The sequence below is a fragment of the Ruegeria sp. AL3 genome (assembly GCF_056536065.1).
This window is the reverse complement of record NZ_JBQFJG010000003.1, coordinates 1-14,861: the sequence shown is the minus strand read 5'-3', so window position 1 is coordinate 14,861 and position 14,861 is coordinate 1. Positions and strand designations below refer to the sequence as shown.

Here is a 14,861-nt window from a genome sequence, read left to right as displayed (position 1 = left end):
GCCCGTCATGTTCCAGGCGCCACGCAATTCTTGCAGCGGGGGCTGGGGCAGGGATTATTGAGTGAATAAAAGGTTTTCATTTTCATGAACAAAGTCGCAGAGCCGATGGAGACGAACAGCACCACACCCGAAGAGCTGATCGCATCGGAAACCGCCGGCATGAGCCTGAGCGTGGTCATCCCCGCCTATAACGAGGAAAACGCCGTCCGCCACACGGTCGAGGACGTGCGCACCCATCTCGAACCGCTGGGCATTCCCTACGAGATCATCGTGGTGGACGATGCCAGCCAGGACAACACCCGCGCCGAGGCCGAGGCCAGCGGTGCCACCGTCACCTTCAATGATGTCAATTCCGGCTATGGCGCCAGCCTCAAGCGCGGGGTGCGGATGGCGCAGCATGAATATGTGGCCATTCTGGATGCCGACAGCACCTATCCCGCGCGCTACCTGCCCGGAATGCTGGCCATGTGCCGCGATCAGGACATGGTCGTGGGCGACCGGGGCGCGGCGATGAAGAACGTGCCGCTGCTGCGCCGGCCCGCCAAGAAATTCCTGTTCGCCTTTGCCTCGTTCCTGGCCGAGCGCAAGATCAACGATCTGAATTCCGGCCTGCGGGTGTTTCGCAAATCCGAGCTGATCCCGTTCCTGCCGCTCTTGCCGCAGAATTTTTCCTTCACCACCACGATCACGCTGTGCATGACCTCGAACGGCAAGCGGATGATCTATACGCCGATCGAATACGGCAAGCGGGTGGGCAAATCGAAAATCCGGCCGATCGACTTCATCAATTTTATTATCCTGATCTTGCGGATCAGCACATTGTTCAATCCGCTGCGGGTTTTCATCCCTATGGGGCTGGTGTTTTTGCTCTGGGGACTGTGAAGTTCATTATCGACCTCACCTACCTGAACCTCAGCGGAACCACGGTGTTCGCGTTCCTTGCTGCGATCATGATCTGGTCATTGGGATTGATCGCCGACATGATCTCACGGCTGCATCTCAGACCCTGATTGGGCATGATACAAACTTTCTGAAGCAGTAAAGGAATGCACACGTGACGGATGTCTCCCTTCAGATGGCAGCACTGAAAGACCCCATATCATCATTCTGGGCGCCGGGCCGGCCGGTCTGGCCGCAGCCATGCCCTGACCGGGCAGGCGAAAGTGACCGTGATCGAACGCGCGCCCAGTGCCGGGGGCAATTCGGCCTCATTCCCGATTGAGGGCGTGATCTGTGATTACGGCTCGCACAGGTTTCATCCGGCGGCAGAGCCCGAGGTTCTGGCCGATGTGAAATCCCTGCTGGGGACGATCTGCTGCTGCGCCCCGCCACGGGCGCATCCGGCTGGGCGGCAAATGGATTCACTTTCCGCTGAAACTGACCGATGCGCTGATGCGCCTGCCCAAACCCTTTGCCGCGTCGCTGATCGGCGACATGGTGCTGAAACCCTTCCGCAAGAAAAGCACGGGCCCCGAGACATTCTCGACCGTGCTGTATGACGGCTGGGGCCGACGATTTCGGACAATTTCTATTTCCCATACGTGCGCAAGCTTTGGGGGCTGGATCCGGACAAGCTGGCGGTGAAACTGGCCGAACGTCGGGTGGGCAGCGGATCGGTCGGCAAGATCCTGATGAAGATGCTGCGCCTGTTGCCGGGGCTGCGCAGTGAAACGGCGGGGCGGTTCTTTTATCCGCGCAAGGGGTTCGGGCAAATCTCGGACGCGATGCGCAACAGTGCCGAGGCCAATGGCGCCACCTTCCTGTTCAATACCGAAATCACCGCCATCGAACGGGACGGCAATCGCATCACCGGGTTGACGATCCGCGACGAAGAGGGCGAGCGGCACCTGACCGGCGATCTGATCCTGTCGACCATCCCGCTGACCGGGTTGACGCGCCTGATCAGCGACCCTCCGGCAGAGGTGGTCGAGGCCGCCCGCGCCATCCGCTTCCGCGGCATGATCCTGCTGTATCTGGTGCTGGAGACAGACCAGTTCACCGAGTTCGATGCGCATTATTTCCCGGAACTGTCGATCCCGATCAGCCGCATGTCCGAGCCAAGAACTATAACGCCAGTGGCGCGCCGAAGGGCGTCACCGTTCTGTGTGCCGAGTTGCCCTGCGACCCGGATGAAAAATGGTGGTCCATGTCCGACGAGGAGTTGGGACAAGAATTCACCAAATGGCTGGGGCAACTGGGCCTGCCCGTCACCGTGCCGGTGCGCCGCTGCGAAACCCGGCGGCTGAGCCATGCCTATCCGGTCTACGATGTGGGCTATGAAGACCGGTTCGATACGGTTGATCAGTGGCTCTCAAATCTGGACGGATTGCTCGTATTTGGACGGCAGGGCCTGTTCGCCCATGATAATACGCACCACGCATTTGCCATGGCCTATGGCGCGGCGGATTGCATCGACGACAAGGGCAATATCGACCGCGCGAAATGGAACAGCTATCGTGAGGTCTTTGCCACCCATGTGGTGGAAGACTGACCATGCCCGCCTGGCAGGCCGATATCCTGATGTATCATTCGATCTCGGACGCCGGGGCCAACCTCGATCGCACCCGACATCTTTGCGGCACAGATGCAGGCGCTGGCGGCGTCCGGCCTGCCGGTGGTGACGCCGGACGCGCTGGCCAACCCGCCTGCCCCCGTGTGGTCATCATCAGCTTCGATGACGGGTTCCAGGATTTCGCCGATACCGCCTGGCCGATCCTGCGCGAACATGGCTTCTGCCCGATCGTCTATCTGCCCTCGGGCCTGATGGGTGGCGCCGACAGCTGGGCCGGGGGCAACATCCCGCCCGCCCGCTGATGGAATGGGACAGGGTCAAGGCGCTGGCAGCGGAAGGGGTCAGCTTTGGCGCACATAGTGTCAGCCATCCCGATCTCTCGACGCTGGATGCAGAGACCTTGGAGGATGAAGTCACCGGATCCGGTCAGGATATTGCCGCCCGGCTTGGTCAACCCGTCCGGCATTTCGCCCCGCCCTATGGCGCGTCGAACCCGAATGTACGCGCACAGATCGCCCGGCACTACGACACCTCGGTCGGCACAAGGCTGGGCGTGGCAAAAGCGGGCGATGATATGCACGACCTGCCGCGGCTCGAGATGTTCTATTTCACCGACATCGCCCGCTGGCAAGCTCATCTTGCCGGGCGCGGCGGGGCCTATTTGGCGGCCCGCAAACTGATGCGCGGCGTGCGAAGCGGGCTGAGCAGGGTGCTGCCCATCAACTGAGTGTCAGGCTTCGGGTGCAAGCGTTCCGATCCGGTGGGCATTCGCCATCACACTGAATGTAATTGTCGTCGCCGGGATGGTCGGCAGGACAGAGGCATCAACGACGTGAATGCGCGTCGCACCATACGGGCGCCCCAGCACATCGCTTTCACCCGGGCCCGGGTCATCCGACATCGGCAGATCACCTCCGACATGAAAACTGGCCCCGGTGCCCCGAACCGCGCTGCAAAGACAGGCTGGTCAGACCAAGCCCCGCAAGGCCCGGCCATAGCACGCAAGCGCTGCCCGCATTGTCTCGGCGGTTGCGGGGTTTTCGTTCAGTTCCGGGCGTAACCGCCCATCCTCTGCCAGACGCAAGGCTATTTCATGCGAATGATCGGAATGCAGGAAAACCTGCGCCACGATCAGACGTCGGGCCAGCGCCTCAAGCAGCGGCCCGCTGCCGGGTATCCGGCGGCCATAGTTCTGTTTCAGATCGCGGGCATAGTATTCATTCCAGGTATAGATCTGCGCGTGAACCAGTTGCCGCGACACGGTCGGGTCATCCAGTTCGGCAAAAAGCTGCGGCAGCGTCTGATAGGAAAAACATCGGGCCGCCTGGGTGCCCGCCAGCGGTGCAGCATCGGCAGAAAGGCCTGCTGGCTGTCTTTCAACACCAGCTCCTTGCCCCGCAAGCCGGGTGACGCCAACAGGATGCGCGCGCTTTCCAGCACCCCGGCGGCCAAAAACACCCGGTTTCCGCAGACATCGCTGCCATCTGCCAGAGTGACGACAACATCGTCGCCTTCCTCGCGGACCTGCCGCACCACGTGATCCGCGCGGTAAGTAAAGCCCGGCTCTGCCTGCAGTGTTGTACGCGCCTGCCGAGCCGACCAGATCAACGACCACGGGCACCCGTGCAGACACAATCCACAGGTCTGACATCCCGGTCCAACCGCCTGACGCGCAAGACCGACATGCATTCCCACCCCCTGCAATGCCTTCGCCTTCTGCCTGGACCGGGCCAGCAGCATCTCGGCCTGCGCGGTTGGCGGAATGGGAGTTCGACCTGTCATATCGCAGGCGGGAAGAGGTCTTGCAGCCCATCTTTTGCCCGGACACAGGCATTATGTCCGCCACCGCGCTGTAATGTGGGGCAAGATCATCGGTCGTTATGGGCCAGTCGTCGATATCCGCCTGCCGATACGGCAAAACCGCAGCGCCCCAGACATTGGACAGCCCGCCCGCCGCCCGCGACGCGCGCAAAGCAAACCAATCCGCCCCTTCCGCCAGTGTACGCGCAGGTGAGGCCAGCGCATAACCGGATCCATAGCGCCACACCTCGCCCTCCAGGGCCTGAAACTGAGGCTCCATCCAGGCTGTACGCGCCTCGGCACTCCAGTCTTCGGCGCGTGTTCGAGACATCTGCTGCACCCGGTCCGTGACCCCGGGCCCTGGTTCCACCCCGGCATCCAGCATCGTGACGTTTCGCCCGCGCCAGCAAGGCCCGGGCGACGGAAACCCCGGCAGGCCCGGACCCTATGACAAGATCGCTCACTGCGCCTTTACTGCCCGGACCAGAACCAGCATTTCATAGTTAGGATCATGGGTGGACAGTTCTTCGGGCGCAATTTCACTGGCCCCAAGGCCATGCAGGTTGCAGATGCAGGTAAAGACGTTGCCAACGGTCGACACCTCGACATTCTCTGCCGGGAAGACCGCCCGGAACAGGCGGCGCTTGGACTGGCTGGTGAAATGCCAGTATTCGCCCCAGTCATCCACGCCTTCGCGCCGCGCCACACGGGTCATCCCATGCGAGGTGCACAGCACCACGCCACCGGGTTTCAGAATGCGTTCCAGCGTTGCAATCGCCTTGTCGACCTCAAAGATCATCTGAAGGGTCTGGGTGATGATGATGCAGTCGAAACTGTTGTCGGGAATATGCGGCGCATCGGTGATATCCGCCACGATGGTCGCTTGTGGATTGCCCTCGACATAGCTCAGTACATCCGCCTGCGTGACCCGGTCACCGCCGAATTTCTTCGTATAGGCCGGATCGCCGAATTCCAGAACCCGGCCACGGATATCGTCGCTGTGGTTTTGCAGGAATTCTTCCATGTAATGGCGTTCGATGGTCAGCAGGTCGCGATCCTGCCCGAACACGGCACTGATCGGCGACAATCGCCGTAAGCCGCCGAAATCGACCGACCCAACCGGCACCGACTGAAGATTGTGCAACCGTTGTTGTTTACGGATCCATTTGCGCAGCCGGTCCGGCAGCAGCACGGTCGCGGTGTCGCGCACCAGCTTTTCAACTCTTTGTCCCGGTGTCATCGTGTTTGGCTCTTCATGCGTAGGCTTTGGCGCGTTTCTCGGCCATGATATCGGCGATGATATCATCCAGCGTGCGCGCCGGGCTGAACCCGGTGAACCGCCGCAGCTTGGACACATCGGGCAGACGGCGGGCCATGTCTTCGAACCCTTCGGGATAGACCTCTTCGTAAGGCACCAGCCGGATTTCCGAGGTTGAGCCCGTCATCGCGATGACCTTTTCGGCCAGCCCCGGATCGTCACTTCCTGTTCACCACCGATATTGAAGACCTGCCCCGGGCTTCGGGGACATCGAGCAGACGCACAAGCGCCTCGATCACATCGGCCACATGGCTGAAACAGCGCGATTGCTCGCCGGTGCCATGAACCTGAATGGGCTGATCCGTCAGCGCCGCTTCGATGAAGTTCGGAACAACCATGCCATAACGCCCGGTCTGGCGCGGACCGGTCGTGTTGAAAAAGCGCAGGACGATCACCGGTAGATCAACCTCGCGCGCATAGGCCAGTGCCATGAACTCATCCAGCGTTTTGGCGCAGGCATAAGACCAGCGCAGAATGCTTGTGGCGCCAATCGTTAGGTCGTCATCCTCGTTGAACGGGAACTTCGATGCCTTGCCGTAGACCTCGGAACTGGAGGCGATGAAGACCAGGGCTTGTGGCGCAGGGCCGCGCGCAACACGTTCTGCGTGCCGTCCACATTGGTCGCAATCGACTGGCTGGGCTGATCCATGATCAGCTTGACCCCGACCGCGGCGGCCATGTGAAACACCGCGTCAGCAGCCCCGACCAGTTCCTCGACCAATGTGGCATCCAGAACGCTGCCTTCGACAAAACGAAAGGCGGAATGATCCTGAACGGAAGACAGGTTTTGCAGCGATCCGGTGGACAGGTCATCCAGCACCGTCACCTCATGCCCATTGCCAATCAGGCGCTCGGCCAGATGTGATCCGATAAAACCGGCCCCGCCCGTGATCAAAATTTGCATGAAAAACCCTCGTACCAACAGAATCCACTCTAATGCCACAGGCTTAGCATAGGATCGGTGGCCACCAAATGGTAGATACCGCTATGGTGCGCTGACAGGCCGGGCCTGCACAGTTTTGGAAAAAGGGCTGAATTGTTGCACAACGCATTAAGAATGTTGAACCTGCGGACATGACCGAAAAACACGTGGACCCCGCCCCGGCGACGAGCTTGCAGGCCAGCGCGTGGTCGTGACCGGCGCCACCGGCTTTATCGGCCGGCGCCTGATCGATGCGCTGCTGAAACTGGGATGTGACGTGACCGCCTTGCTGCGCACACGCCACGGGGCTGCCACGTTGGAACAGGCCGGAGCAAAGGCACTGGTTTGCCCGCTGCACCTGGCCCGGCTCTGACGCAGGCGCTGGACGGTGCGGCGGCTCTGTTTCATCTGGCTTATGATTTCCGGGCCTCCGGCGCGGACAACCTGCAGCCTTCGACGCGCTTGCCAAAGCCGCCGAAGACGGGTCTTGCAACCGTATCGTGCATCTGAGTTCCGCCGTGGTCTATGACAGCTGGCCCAACGGGCCGATCACCGAACGCAACCCGATCACGCCGGAAGATGTGCAAAGCTATCGCGGTGCCAAAATTGCGATGGAACAGAGACTGTTGCAGGGAAATGCGACGCCGCCATCTTGCAGCCGACCATCGTCTATGGGCCCGGCAGTGCACTTTGGACCAACGGGCCATTGGCGATGATGCGCAGGGGCGGCATCATCCTGCCCGACCCGCCCGGACAATGCCCGGCCGTGCATGTCGATGACGTGGTACAGGCCGCCCTGCGCGCGGCCTCATCACCCCGGACCGGGGTCGAGCGATACCTGATCAGCGGACCGGACACGCTGGGGTGGAAGACGTTTTTCGAAGGCTATGCCCGCCTTGCCAGATGCGGAGAGGTGCGGATTGATCCGGCTGCGAACCCGGCCCCGCCCCGTCGCCCAATGGCAATGCGCCCGCAGGCCCCTCTCTGGCGGGGCAGCTCAGCGCGCATCTGCGCCGCCTTGTCGGGCGCCGCCGGGTCGAGGCCGCCGCAGACTGGGCACGGTCCGTTCAGGCCCGGCTGGCAAAACCCCGGCCCGTGATGCCTGACATGGCGGGACGCAGACTTTGCCGGTCAGCCAGAGGTTTCAACCCGATATGCACAGGATCAGATCGGGTATGTGCCTCGTGTTTCCTTCGACGAATGGATCGAGCATATGCGAAAACAATCGGCACGCTGATTCAAGACTGCCTTGTTTTTGGAAACACCCATTCCGGGTCTTTGCCGGGAACGACAAATTAGTTGGCTTCGTTCCCGATCTGTCCTATCCGATGAAGAGAAGGTTTCCAATCTGCTAAGCTAATTTTAATTCAGTGTGACTTTGTACGATCAGGATAGATTATGAACTACGAAACCTCGCACCATCAGTCCCTCAAGCAGCTTATCGCGGCGCGCGATGCGCGGGTTGCCGTGGTCGGGCTGGGCTATGTTGGCCTGCCGCTGGCGCTGACGGCTTATGATGAAGGGTTTGATACCACCGGCGTTGATCTCAACCCCGACCGGGTGGCGCGGATCAATCAGGGGGTCAGGTCATCTCGTATCTGGCACCGGATCGGATCGCACACGCGGTGGAGAGTGGGCGCTTTCGCGCAACGCAGGACGCCGCAGCACTGGCCGAGGCCGATATCATCCTGATCTGTGTGCCGACCCCGCTGACCGACGCACAAGATCCCGACATGCGTTTTGTCGCCGCCGCCGCGCAGACCATCGCACAGCATCTGCGCCCCGGTCAGATGGTGGTGCTGGAAAGCAGCGTCTGGCCCGGCGCCACGACCACGCTGGTTCAGCCGATCCTCGAAGCGGGCGGTTTGCGGGCAGGTTCCGATTTCTTTTGGCCTTCTCGCCCGAGCGCGAAGACCCCGGCAATGACAAGTTCGACACACACAGTATCCCCAAGGTGGTCGGCGCCGACGATCCGCTGTCGCGGCAACTGGTCGAGGATTTCTATCGCGCCATCGTCACCAGCGCCGTACCGGTCAGTTCGGCCGCCACGGCCGAAGCGGTGAAGCTGGTCGAAAACAGCTTTCGCACCGTCAATATCGCGCTGGTCAATGAATTGAAGACCGCGCTTGAAGCAATGGACGTGGATGTCTGGGAAGTGATCGAGGCTGCGGCGACCAAGCCGTTCGGCTTTATGCCCTTCTATCCCGGTCCTGGAATTGGTGGGGCCTGCATCCCGGTGTCTCCGGCCTATCTGGCCTGGCGCGCCGCGGATGCAGGATCTGATACGCCGCTGATCAATCTGGCCCGCGCCAGCAATGACGCGGTGCCGGAAATGCTGGCGGCACGGATGGCGGCGGAACTGGCCGCGCGCAACGGGTCTGCATTGGCGGAAACCGGGCAACCCCTGACCGGACAGCGCATTCTGCTGATGGGCATCGCCTATAAGCGCGATGTCGAGGATACCCGCCGCAGCCCGGCGCTGGTGCTGCTGGACGAGCTGGAAAAGCTGGGGGCCGAGATTGACTATCACGATCCGTATTTCCCCGCCTGCCCGAAGGTGGCGAATACCCGCAGCTTGCGGGCCGGACATCCCAGCCGCTGACGGCGGACAACCTGAAACGCTATGCGGCGGTGGCCGTAATCACCGATCACAGCGCCCCGGATTATGGTCTGGTCGCGCGCGAGGCCGCGCTGGTCTTTGACACGCGCAACGTCTTTGAAAAGCAGGGGATCAGGGTGGCAGACGGGCGTCTGGTCAAGATGTGACCGTCTTGCCGGCGGTGGCACACCCCGTCGGATCCTGCCCGAATATCGATATGTGTTGACAGGTATTCTCTGCATCAGGACACTTTCCAGGATAACACCATGCGGGTTCAGGAGCGATAATTGCAGGTTTCATCAGCTGCCTCATCTCATGTGAAGTCGGCCTCTCCACAATTGCGCGGTGAATACCTGATCAGTATTGCCGTTCTGGCAAAGGGCGATATCGCGGATATCGAGAAGACAACGCTTGAAGCGTTGCAGTTTCTGGAAAACACAACCGAGTTCTTTGAAATCCTGCTGCTTGTCGGAACGACGGATTACGATCGCAACCGGGACGTTTTTGACCGTCTGTTCCGTCTGCGCAATCTGCGCAGCCTGATCCTGCGTGAAGGAACCGGCGAGTACCGCGCCGCTGTAATTGCCGCAATGGAAACAATAGGTGATTTTGCGATCATTGCTTCCCCGGATGAACACCCCTTATCGATCTTCGGAAAATCTACGACACCATGACCAGCACCGGTGCCTCGGTCAGGTTGCGGAACCCAAACCGGGCTGGTCTTCCGGCCCGCTGCGGCCGGTTTGCTGAGCCTGATTTCCGGCTATGACGTTGATCCTCAGATTCTGCGGTCAGCGGCGTTTCATCGCTCTCATATCGGGTGGATCGCCTCACGGCCCGATCGGGAAATTGCCTTGCGTTTCATGCCACGCAGCGGCGGGCATTCCGAAGATGTCACGACGCTGGACGTCGATCCGGGTCAGGATTTCCGCAACAGACGTTCAATCTACCTCAAGTTCGGGATGGCGATGGAAATCCTGTCCAACTCGCCCCCAGTATTCTGCGTTTTCTGGCGATGCTGAGCTTTTTTGTTTCATTCTGTTCAGTTCTGTTTTTCTTCTACGCGCTCTGCCTGTTCGTCTTTGGCGCTACGCTGCAACCCGGCTGGTTTACGACCAGCATCGCGATCAGCGGTTCCACCGCGCTGGCAGGCCTTTTGTTCGGTGCCATTGCGACAGCGCTCTATCAGATTCTCAACAGATTGCAGGACAATACGGGCGACGAGGTCATCCGGGAATTGAACAACACCGATTTCTTCAAGAATTTCCGGAGGGTCAATGTCGAGACCATGGCTCCGGATTGACGCCCCCGATCAACCGTGATGACCCATTCAGCCCCCTGAACCGGCAGGTGCTGCGGATTTCGACGTCGTCATCATAGGCGGCGGGTTCTTTGGCTGTGCGCTCAGCCTGCTGTTTCGCAGTATGACCGACCGGATATTGGTGATCGAACGCGACGCCGAGCTGATGACACGTGCCTCGGCGGTCAATCAGGCGCGGGTTCACTCTGGCCTGCATTATCCCAGAAACTTTGTCACAGCGCAGCGGTCCCTGAAGAACTTTCCGATATTCACAGACGCCTTCCGAAGTTGCATTCAGGACGATTTCGAAATGCTCTACGCCATCGCCCGGCGCAAATCACATGTGCAGGCCAACCGGTTCGAGGCGATGTACAAGCTGATGGGTGCCTCTATCCAGCGCGCCAGCCCGTCGCAAAGCGCCTTGTTCGACACAACTGAAATCGAGGCGGTATTCACCTGTCAGGAATATGCGTTTGACTGGACCAGGCTGCGGCAGCACCTGCGGGCAAGAATGACCAAGCATGACGTACCTGTCTGGTTCGAAACCAAAGCACATCGGGTTAGGAAGACCAAAAGCGGGCTTCTCGAAGTCGACCTTTCGAACGGCGCCACGGTTGGCGCGAAAACTGTTTTCAATGTTGGCTATGCCCAGATCAATACATTGCTGAGAAACAGCGGTCTTGATCTGTACCCTCTCAAACATGAAATGGTCGAGATTGCGCTGGTCACCCCCTGCCGAGCTGAACCACCTTGCCGTCACCGTAATGGACGGGCCTTTCTTTTCGGTCATGCCCTTCCCGGCAGAAGGGCCTATTCTCTGTCGCATGTCCGCTATACGCCTCAGGCGTCGTGGATCGATACACCTGCGGGCCCTCCGCATATGAACAGTTCGAACAGTTGCAGCATCACAGCCGCTGGCGTCATATGGTCAATGATGCGGCGCGCTATATGCCCTGCCTGGCTGGTATCGAATGGCAGCAGTCTCTGTTTGACGTAAAGACGGTGCTGTTGCGCAACGAGTTTGACGATGGACGGCCCATCCTGATGGATGAGCACGAGCAGATGCCGGGCTTGTTTTCAATACTCGGAGGGAAGATCGACAATATTTTCGACCTGTTCGAGTTTCTCCAGGCCAGACGCCCGGACTGGGCCGCGCTGTCACCACATCTGGTGACCGAGACCTGATGCGCTTTCTGAGGTTCACAGCAATCAGCGGGATCGGTCTGGTCGTCGACATTGTGATGGCCCTTTTCCTGCATCGGGTTGCCGGGGTCCCGCTGTGGCTATCGGCGACGCTGAGCTTTCTTGCTGTTGGGGCATGCAACTATCTGCTCTTCGAATTCTGGCTGTTCCGCTCTGACAACAGTGCCGTTTCGATGCGGCGTCTGGCCGGGGTTCTGCTGAGCGCGGCCTGTGCCGGCGGTGCCAGAATCGCAACAATCGTGGAAATTGGGCCCTTTGTTGACGATGCTCTTACAGCCAGCTGGCTACGCGACACTCTGATCCTGTTGGCGGGGGCCAGCGTGTCACTTACGGTGAATTTTGTTATAAACTCCGCATTGTTTTCAAACGGAATACGCAAGGGTTACCACCGGAAGAGTTGTAAGCCTGATCTGTGTGTCAAAGAGTTTCAAAGGATTAAAAAATGGATTGTCTCGTCGGATATACAGGGTTTGTCGGCGGGAACCTGGTTCGTCAGCACAAATTCTCGGGCCTTTTCAACTCATCCAACATTGACCAGGTGGCTGAACATGACTGTGACATGCTTGTGGTTTCGGCCGTCCCCGCCACGATGTGGCTGGCCAATCAGAACCCCGATGCGGACCGGGCCAATATTCTGGGATTGTTCGAAAGGCTGCGTCATGTACGGGCAGATCATGTCGCCCTGATCTCGACAATCGCAGTCTACCGCGACCCATCCGGCGGCGTGACCGAAGACAGCGACGATTTTGAAACCGAACTTGCTTATGGGCGCCACCGCCGAGAGTTCGAGACCCTGATTGCGGATTGCTTTCCACGCCATTCCATACTGCGCTTGCCGGCTTTGTTCGGGCACGATCTGAAAAAGAACTTCCTGTTCGATTGCATGAACCCGGTGCCCTCTTTCTTGAAGCCTGAAAATATGACGCCTTGTACACGGCAACAGAGGCTGCCGAACGGCACATTGTCGAACAGGGCTTCAGCTGGGATGAGACCGCCCGGATGTGGCGCTGCAACCGGGCTGAAATAGCAGCTTCGGGCACCGGCGAACATCTGCGTGAAATCTGCGAAACCGCCGGGATCACGGCGCTTGCCTTCACGCACGCCGACAGCATGTTCCAGTTCTACGACCTGTCCAGACTGTGGCGCGACATCATGACAGCCCGTGAAAACGGTTTGTCCTTCCTCAACCTTGCAACCCGTCCTCTGCGCGCCGACGATATTTATCAAAGCCTGACGGGAGCCCCTTCAACCACCGTGAAGCACCGCAGATCACTCAGGATATGCGCAGCCGGTTCTCACAGCTCTGGGGACGTCAGGATGGCTATCTGCTTGGACGGGATGACATTCTGTCCGGTATCCGGGAATTTACCGGGATCAACCAATGAAGCTGTCTGTTTCAAATATCGCCTGGTCCCCCGATCAGAGGCTGGACGCTTATGCGCTGCTGCGTGACCATGCGGTCAGCGGCCTTGAATTCGCACCGGGGTTGCTGTTTCCCGATCTGGCCGCGCCGCTGGATGCAACGGCGCAGGAGTGCGAACAGGTCCTCTTGCAGCTTGCGGAATTCGGGCTGCGCCCCTCTTCGATGCAGTCACTTTTGTTTGGTGCCGATAACGCCCGGCTTTTTGGCTCGCCTCTGGAACAGGAAACCTTGCAGGACACCATGAAGGGCGCGATCAGGCTTGCAGCCCGTCTGGGGTGCGAAAACCTTGTATTCGGGTCCCCGAAAAACAGGGTGATCCCGGATGACATGACAAAAGCGCAGGCCGAGGCAATCTGGCGCGACAGTTTCTTCAGGATGGGGATGCCGCGGCAGCGGCAGGTGTTGTCATCGCGCTGGAACCCAACCCGGTGCAATACGGCACGAATTTCATGACCCACATCTCGGATACGCTGGATGTTGTCAAATCACTTGATCACCCGGCAATTCGCATGAACCTAGATCTGGGGCCGCCATCATGACGCATGAGATCGAAACATTCGAGACGGCTTCCTGCCGCTCTGAGTGTTTCAAACCATGTTCATCTCAGCACCCCAGAGCTGGCTCCTCTGTCAACGCAGGTGCCGGTTGTCAGACATGCATCGGGCGTGTTGGACGCGGCGGGCTGGCGCAAGTGGGTTTCGGTTGAAATGCGCGGCGGGATTCCCGCGCTTTCGGAATCTCTGACCTCGTGTTTCGGGCCGCGATGAGAGGGGCCACATGTCCATGGATGAACCAGACCACGGTCCCCGCATATCAATGCACCGTTTTCAAACCCGCGTGGCTTCCACGGCTCTGGTGATCCCGGTCATCAACGAAGGCACACGACTGCTGGGTCAATTGGACGCTATCGCCGACCTGCAACCGCCGGTGGACATCATCATTGCTGATGGCGGATCCGACGACGGGTCTACGGATGCACAGCAATTGGAATACAGAAGGGTCCGGGCCTGCCTGACCAAGACCGGCCCCGGCAGGCTGAGCGCGCAATTGCGAATGGCCTATGCCTGGCGCTTGAACAGGGTATGACGCGATCATTACCATGGACGGCAATGGCAAGGATGGCGTCGATGGAATTCAATCCATCCTCGAAAGCTTCAGGCCGGATATGGCTATGTGCAGGGTCGCGCTATGCGCCCGGAGGCAGCGCGATCAACACCCCCTGTCACGGTGGATCGCAGGTCGCCTGATCCACGCGCCTTGATCAGCCTTGCGGCGCGGCACTGGTTCACTGACACCACCAACGGGTTCCGCGGTTATTCCCGCGCCTTCTGACAGACCCGGGCGTGCGCCCGTTTCGGGACGTCTTCATGAACTACAATCTGCTGTTTTACCTGTCCGTACGGGCCTCGCAGCTCGGGTATGACGTCACCGAAGTCGGTGTGACCCGGCCTATCCAGGCAGTGGGAAAATACCAACTAAAATCAATGGGTTTCGTGGAAAATTCGACCTGTTCGGCGAATTGATCGGGGCCGTGACAGGACGCTATCACCCCAAGGTTTAGACATTCAAACCGGCATTGCGAAATTCAACGACACCACCGATTTCCGGTACAAGGCGAAGGCAAGGAAAGATGAACACCCACCAGTACTGGCCCGGCATAATTCTTGCGATCCTCTCATTTCTTCTGCTGCTGCCACTGATGCTATGGCTGCCCGAACAGTTCGGGCACACACCGGCGTGATCAGTGCGGCACAGGCTGAAGGGTACAACAATCGGATTGCTCA

25 protein-coding genes and 4 pseudogenes are annotated in these 14,861 nt (G+C 59.6%); 23 read left to right on the top strand and 6 right to left on the bottom strand.

Features of this window, described 5'->3' with window-relative positions; genetic code table 11:
* Positions 1-84: 84 nt before the first annotated feature.
* The 7 genes from ACR3E6_RS20880 to ACR3E6_RS20850 all read left to right on the top strand — a co-directional run bounded on the left by ACR3E6_RS20880 (position 85) and on the right by ACR3E6_RS20850 (position 3,239).
* Positions 85-882, top strand: coding sequence for a glycosyltransferase family 2 protein (locus tag ACR3E6_RS20880; RefSeq protein ID WP_480489225.1), 798 nt, complete (start codon positions 85-87; stop codon positions 880-882).
* Complete coding sequence (locus ACR3E6_RS20875) at positions 879-1,010, top strand: hypothetical protein (protein ID WP_480489223.1); 132 nt, start codon at positions 879-881, stop codon at positions 1,008-1,010. Before ACR3E6_RS20880 ends, ACR3E6_RS20875 begins: the two co-directional genes overlap by 4 nt.
* 153 nt (positions 1,011-1,163) lie before the next feature.
* A complete protein-coding gene (locus ACR3E6_RS20870; protein ID WP_480489221.1) occupies positions 1,164-1,499 on the top strand; it encodes an NAD(P)-binding protein in 336 nt (111 codons plus the stop codon).
* A 42-nt stretch (positions 1,500-1,541) separates the two neighbouring features.
* Positions 1,542-2,246: an FAD-dependent oxidoreductase gene (locus tag ACR3E6_RS20865; RefSeq protein ID WP_480489219.1), complete on the top strand. Its 705-nt coding sequence runs from the start codon at positions 1,542-1,544 to the stop codon at positions 2,244-2,246.
* Positions 2,213-2,491, top strand: a complete 279-nt coding sequence (locus tag ACR3E6_RS20860; protein WP_480489217.1) for a hypothetical protein — start codon at positions 2,213-2,215, stop codon at positions 2,489-2,491. The genes ACR3E6_RS20865 and ACR3E6_RS20860 overlap by 34 nt, the downstream gene beginning before the upstream one ends.
* Before the next feature lie 2 nt (positions 2,492-2,493).
* Entirely contained in the window at positions 2,494-2,814 is a 321-nt protein-coding gene (locus tag ACR3E6_RS20855) for a hypothetical protein (RefSeq protein ID WP_480489215.1), read from the top strand.
* Positions 2,814-3,239 (top strand): polysaccharide deacetylase family protein, encoded by a 426-nt coding sequence (locus tag ACR3E6_RS20850; protein WP_480489213.1) that lies wholly within the window; start codon positions 2,814-2,816, stop codon positions 3,237-3,239. Before ACR3E6_RS20855 ends, ACR3E6_RS20850 begins: the two co-directional genes overlap by 1 nt.
* Before the next feature lie 3 nt (positions 3,240-3,242).
* Here ACR3E6_RS20850 and ACR3E6_RS20845 read toward each other — a convergent pair.
* From ACR3E6_RS20845 to ACR3E6_RS20825, 5 genes and pseudogenes are all read right to left on the bottom strand, one after another.
* Positions 3,243-3,440, bottom strand: a pseudogene (locus ACR3E6_RS20845) (GMC oxidoreductase); the annotation flags it as partial.
* Between the two features lie 39 nt (positions 3,441-3,479).
* The gene (locus ACR3E6_RS20840; RefSeq protein ID WP_480489212.1) at positions 3,480-4,643 is read right to left on the bottom strand and encodes a hypothetical protein; all 1,164 of its coding nucleotides are present in this window, start codon (positions 4,641-4,643) and stop codon (positions 3,480-3,482) included.
* Between the two features lie 129 nt (positions 4,644-4,772).
* Positions 4,773-5,552, bottom strand: coding sequence for a class I SAM-dependent methyltransferase (locus ACR3E6_RS20835; RefSeq protein ID WP_170347056.1), 780 nt, complete (start codon positions 5,550-5,552; stop codon positions 4,773-4,775).
* Between the two features lie 13 nt (positions 5,553-5,565).
* Positions 5,566-5,757, bottom strand: coding sequence for a hypothetical protein (locus ACR3E6_RS20830; protein ID WP_480489210.1), 192 nt, complete (start codon positions 5,755-5,757; stop codon positions 5,566-5,568).
* A gap of 127 nt (positions 5,758-5,884) precedes the next feature.
* Positions 5,885-6,534, bottom strand: a pseudogene (locus tag ACR3E6_RS20825) (NAD-dependent epimerase/dehydratase family protein); the annotation flags it as partial.
* Positions 6,535-6,763: 229 nt separating this feature from the next.
* Between ACR3E6_RS20825 and ACR3E6_RS20820 the strand changes: the two are divergent.
* The 16 genes and pseudogenes from ACR3E6_RS20820 (at position 6,764) to ACR3E6_RS20745 (ending at position 14,600) form a co-directional block, all read left to right on the top strand.
* Positions 6,764-6,925: an NAD(P)H-binding protein gene (locus ACR3E6_RS20820; RefSeq protein WP_480489208.1), complete on the top strand. Its 162-nt coding sequence runs from the start codon at positions 6,764-6,766 to the stop codon at positions 6,923-6,925.
* Positions 6,926-7,204: 279 nt separating this feature from the next.
* Positions 7,205-7,651: an NAD-dependent epimerase/dehydratase family protein gene (locus ACR3E6_RS20815; RefSeq protein ID WP_480489206.1), complete on the top strand. Its 447-nt coding sequence runs from the start codon at positions 7,205-7,207 to the stop codon at positions 7,649-7,651.
* A 299-nt stretch (positions 7,652-7,950) separates the two neighbouring features.
* On the top strand, positions 7,951-8,244 hold the full coding sequence (locus ACR3E6_RS20810; RefSeq protein WP_480489204.1) for a hypothetical protein: 294 nt from the start codon (positions 7,951-7,953) through the stop codon (positions 8,242-8,244).
* Positions 8,178-8,378: pseudogene (locus ACR3E6_RS20805) on the top strand (UDP-N-acetyl-D-glucosamine dehydrogenase); the annotation flags it as partial. The gene ACR3E6_RS20810 and the pseudogene ACR3E6_RS20805, both read left to right, overlap by 67 nt.
* Positions 8,379-8,440: 62 nt before the next feature.
* Positions 8,441-9,154, top strand: coding sequence for a nucleotide sugar dehydrogenase (locus ACR3E6_RS20800; RefSeq protein ID WP_480489202.1), 714 nt, complete (start codon positions 8,441-8,443; stop codon positions 9,152-9,154).
* Between the two features lie 29 nt (positions 9,155-9,183).
* Positions 9,184-9,318: a hypothetical protein gene (locus tag ACR3E6_RS20795; protein WP_480489201.1), complete on the top strand. Its 135-nt coding sequence runs from the start codon at positions 9,184-9,186 to the stop codon at positions 9,316-9,318.
* 120 nt (positions 9,319-9,438) lie between these two features.
* On the top strand, positions 9,439-9,825 hold the full coding sequence (locus tag ACR3E6_RS20790) for a hypothetical protein (RefSeq protein ID WP_480489199.1): 387 nt from the start codon (positions 9,439-9,441) through the stop codon (positions 9,823-9,825).
* A gap of 9 nt (positions 9,826-9,834) precedes the next feature.
* Complete coding sequence (locus tag ACR3E6_RS20785) at positions 9,835-10,173, top strand: hypothetical protein (RefSeq protein WP_480489197.1); 339 nt, start codon at positions 9,835-9,837, stop codon at positions 10,171-10,173.
* The gene (locus tag ACR3E6_RS20780; RefSeq protein WP_480489195.1) at positions 10,167-10,454 is read left to right on the top strand and encodes a hypothetical protein; all 288 of its coding nucleotides are present in this window, start codon (positions 10,167-10,169) and stop codon (positions 10,452-10,454) included. Before ACR3E6_RS20785 ends, ACR3E6_RS20780 begins: the two co-directional genes overlap by 7 nt.
* 121 nt (positions 10,455-10,575) lie before the next feature.
* Entirely contained in the window at positions 10,576-11,448 is an 873-nt protein-coding gene (locus ACR3E6_RS20775; protein WP_480489193.1) for an FAD-dependent oxidoreductase, read from the top strand.
* Positions 11,349-11,636, top strand: coding sequence for a hypothetical protein (locus ACR3E6_RS20770; protein WP_480489408.1), 288 nt, complete (start codon positions 11,349-11,351; stop codon positions 11,634-11,636). The genes ACR3E6_RS20775 and ACR3E6_RS20770 overlap by 100 nt, the downstream gene beginning before the upstream one ends.
* Positions 11,636-11,998, top strand: a pseudogene (locus ACR3E6_RS20765) (GtrA family protein); the annotation flags it as partial. The gene ACR3E6_RS20770 and the pseudogene ACR3E6_RS20765, both read left to right, overlap by 1 nt.
* A 98-nt stretch (positions 11,999-12,096) precedes the next feature.
* Positions 12,097-12,681: an NAD-dependent epimerase/dehydratase family protein gene (locus ACR3E6_RS20760; RefSeq protein ID WP_480489406.1), complete on the top strand. Its 585-nt coding sequence runs from the start codon at positions 12,097-12,099 to the stop codon at positions 12,679-12,681.
* Between the two features lie 354 nt (positions 12,682-13,035).
* The gene (locus ACR3E6_RS20755; protein WP_480489191.1) at positions 13,036-13,530 is read left to right on the top strand and encodes a hypothetical protein; all 495 of its coding nucleotides are present in this window, start codon (positions 13,036-13,038) and stop codon (positions 13,528-13,530) included.
* Between the two features lie 363 nt (positions 13,531-13,893).
* Positions 13,894-14,163 carry a hypothetical protein gene (locus tag ACR3E6_RS20750; protein ID WP_480489189.1) on the top strand — a complete coding sequence of 90 codons (270 nt, stop codon included), beginning with the start codon at positions 13,894-13,896 and terminating at the stop codon, positions 14,161-14,163.
* A 281-nt stretch (positions 14,164-14,444) separates the two neighbouring features.
* A complete protein-coding gene (locus tag ACR3E6_RS20745) occupies positions 14,445-14,600 on the top strand; it encodes a hypothetical protein (RefSeq protein ID WP_480489188.1) in 156 nt (51 codons plus the stop codon).
* Between the two features lie 34 nt (positions 14,601-14,634).
* On the opposite strand, the gene ACR3E6_RS20740 is transcribed toward ACR3E6_RS20745, so the two are convergent.
* Positions 14,635-14,861, bottom strand: a 227-nt coding sequence (locus ACR3E6_RS20740) for a hypothetical protein (protein ID WP_480489186.1), incomplete at its 5' end; no start/stop codon positions are given.

Excerpts from the sequence above, each read along its gene's own strand:
- ACR3E6_RS20880 (WP_480489225.1), top strand. The coding sequence starts at position 85 with ATGAACAAAGTCGCAGAGCCGATGGAGACGAACAGCACCACACCCGAA.
- ACR3E6_RS20855 (WP_480489215.1), top strand. The coding sequence starts at position 2,494 with ATGCCCGCCTGGCAGGCCGATATCCTGATGTATCATTCGATCTCGGAC.
- ACR3E6_RS20850 (WP_480489213.1), top strand. The coding sequence starts at position 2,814 with ATGGAATGGGACAGGGTCAAGGCGCTGGCAGCGGAAGGGGTCAGCTTT.
- ACR3E6_RS20840 (WP_480489212.1), bottom strand. The coding sequence starts at position 4,643 with ATGTCTCGAACACGCGCCGAAGACTGGAGTGCCGAGGCGCGTACAGCC.
- ACR3E6_RS20835 (WP_170347056.1), bottom strand. The coding sequence starts at position 5,552 with ATGACACCGGGACAAAGAGTTGAAAAGCTGGTGCGCGACACCGCGACC.
- ACR3E6_RS20830 (WP_480489210.1), bottom strand. The coding sequence starts at position 5,757 with ATGACGGGCTCAACCTCGGAAATCCGGCTGGTGCCTTACGAAGAGGTC.
- ACR3E6_RS20810 (WP_480489204.1), top strand. The coding sequence starts at position 7,951 with ATGAACTACGAAACCTCGCACCATCAGTCCCTCAAGCAGCTTATCGCG.
- ACR3E6_RS20780 (WP_480489195.1), top strand. The coding sequence starts at position 10,167 with ATGCTGAGCTTTTTTGTTTCATTCTGTTCAGTTCTGTTTTTCTTCTAC.
- ACR3E6_RS20775 (WP_480489193.1), top strand. The coding sequence starts at position 10,576 with ATGACCGACCGGATATTGGTGATCGAACGCGACGCCGAGCTGATGACA.
- ACR3E6_RS20760 (WP_480489406.1), top strand. The coding sequence starts at position 12,097 with ATGGATTGTCTCGTCGGATATACAGGGTTTGTCGGCGGGAACCTGGTT.
- ACR3E6_RS20755 (WP_480489191.1), top strand. The coding sequence starts at position 13,036 with ATGAAGCTGTCTGTTTCAAATATCGCCTGGTCCCCCGATCAGAGGCTG.
- ACR3E6_RS20750 (WP_480489189.1), top strand. The coding sequence starts at position 13,894 with ATGCACCGTTTTCAAACCCGCGTGGCTTCCACGGCTCTGGTGATCCCG.
- ACR3E6_RS20745 (WP_480489188.1), top strand. The coding sequence starts at position 14,445 with ATGAACTACAATCTGCTGTTTTACCTGTCCGTACGGGCCTCGCAGCTC.